Source organism: Stenotrophomonas sp. SrG (genome assembly GCF_050031795.1).
Lineage (GTDB): Bacteria > Pseudomonadota > Gammaproteobacteria > Xanthomonadales > Xanthomonadaceae > Stenotrophomonas > Stenotrophomonas rhizophila_A.
This window is the reverse complement of the sequence record NZ_JBNBBE010001172.1, coordinates 1-238: the sequence shown is the minus strand read 5'-3', so window position 1 is coordinate 238 and position 238 is coordinate 1. Positions and strand designations below refer to the sequence as shown.

1 pseudogene is annotated in these 238 nt (G+C 72.3%); it reads left to right on the top strand.

From position 1 onward, the window contains the following. Positions 1–238, top strand: a pseudogene (locus ACQG3P_RS23150) (pyridoxal phosphate-dependent aminotransferase); the annotation flags it as partial.

Genomic DNA, 238 nt, shown 5'->3' with positions numbered 1-238 from the left:
CCCTCCGGACCGGCTGCGCGAACTGGCCAGCCTGGGCCACCACCCGCTGCCGGTGACGGCGTGGGCGGCAGGGCTGGCGACCCTGCGTGAGCCTGGGCTGGTGGAACAGCGTCGCGAGCCGAACCCACGGGTGCGGCAGGCCACCGTGGACTGGCTGCAGCAGAGAGGTTTCCGCGGCCTGCCGACTGAGGACAACGGCTTCATGGTCGATGTGCAGCGCGATGGCGCGGCAATCCCC